The sequence below is a fragment of the Acidisphaera rubrifaciens HS-AP3 genome (assembly GCF_000964365.1).
Taxonomy (GTDB): domain Bacteria; phylum Pseudomonadota; class Alphaproteobacteria; order Acetobacterales; family Acetobacteraceae; genus Acidisphaera; species Acidisphaera rubrifaciens.
In genome coordinates, this window is the sequence record NZ_BANB01000765.1 from 1 (window position 1) to 1,621 (window position 1,621).

Consider the following 1,621-nt stretch of genomic DNA (forward strand, 5'->3'; position numbering starts at 1 on the left):
GAGATCATGCCGGGCGGCCGCCACCGCGTCCTCCAGACGGCCGCGGAAATGCACGGCCGGCGGCCGCACGCCGTGCGCGTGCAGGAGATGGCGGATCGCCGGCCGCGCGCCGCTCACATACACGACGGCGCCGCGCCGCGCGGCGGTGCGGACGAATCCCGCGATCGTGGCCGCGGCGGTGGAGTCCAGCAGCGGCACGCCGGAGACGTCGATCACGTGCGCCCGCGGCTGTTCGCCGATGCGGTCGAGCGCCGCCCCGACCGCCGCCGCCGCGCCGAAGAAGAACGCGCCGGAGATGCGCGCGACCGCGATGTCGCGATCCGTCGCGAGCGTCGCGTCGTAAGGCGCGCGCGCCCGGCCGGCGGCAACGTCGGCAATATCCGCCTCGGCCACGACGGCGGATGGCCGCTCGATCGCGACCGACTGCGCAAGGCGATGCAGGAACAGCAGCGCGCCGAGCGCGAAGCCGACGACGATGCCAGTGGTCAGGTCGCGGAAGACCACCAGCAGGAACGTCGCCAGCAGCACCACGCCATCCCCCCGCGAGGCGCGGGCGAGGGCGGCGATCGCGTGCCGCTCGACCATGTTCCAGCACACGACCGCCAGCACCGCCGCCAGCGCGGCGAGCGGGACATAGGCGGCGAGCGGCGCGGCGAGCAGCATGAACAGCAGCACGAACAGCGCGTGCAGCATGCCGGCGACCGGCCCGCGCGCCCCGGCGCGCACGTTCGTCGCCGTGCGCGCGATCGTACCGGTCACGCAGATGCCGCCGAACAGGGAGGACGCGATGTTGGCCACGCCCTGCGCCACCAGTTCCGCGTTGGAGCGATGCCGCCGCCCGGTCATGCTGTCCGCCACCACCGCCGACAGCAGGCTCTCGATGCTGCCGAGGAGGGCGAAGGCGAAGGCCGAAGGCAGCACCGCGACCACGGCGGAGGCCGACACCACCGGCAGGTGCGGCAGCGACAGACTGTCGGGGATGCCGCCGAACCGGCTGCCGATGGTCGCGGCCGGCAGCGCGAACGCCCATACCAGCACCGAGGCGAGCGCCACCGCCATCACATAGGCGGGCCAATGCGGCCGCAGCCGCCGCACCAGCACGATCGTCGCCACGGTCAGCAGCGACACGCCGACCGCGGTCGCGCTGAGCGTCGGCAGCGCCGCACCCAGCGCCCGCAGACGCGGGATGAACGGCCCCGGCTCCGGCGCCGTCAGCGTAAGCCCCAGCAATTCGCGTATCTGGCTGGCGAAGATCACCACCGCGATGCCGGCGGTGAACCCGACCGTCACCGGATAGGGGATGTATTTGATGAAGGTGCCCAGCCGCAGCAGGCCGATCGCCAGCAGGATCAGCCCGGACAGCAGCACCGCCAGCAGCAGCCCGTCGATGCCGTGCGCGGCGACCGTCCCGGCCACCAGCACGATGAAGGCGCCGGCCGGCCCGCCGATCTGAAACCGGCTGCCGCCGAGCAGCGAGACGAAGAATCCGCCGACGATCGCCGTATAGAGACCGCGATCGGGCGTGACGCCGGAGGCGATGGCGATCGCCATGGACAACGGCACGGCGACGATCGCGACCGTCAGCCCGGCGCCGATATCCGCCCGCAGGTCCGCGAGCCGG

1 protein-coding gene is annotated in these 1,621 nt (G+C 73.2%); it reads right to left on the reverse strand.

All coding sequences use genetic code 11. The annotated features are described in order from the left end of the window. Window positions 1-1,621, reverse strand: a 1,621-nt coding sequence (locus B8460_RS17425; protein WP_048862891.1) for a SulP family inorganic anion transporter, incomplete at both ends; no start/stop codon positions are given.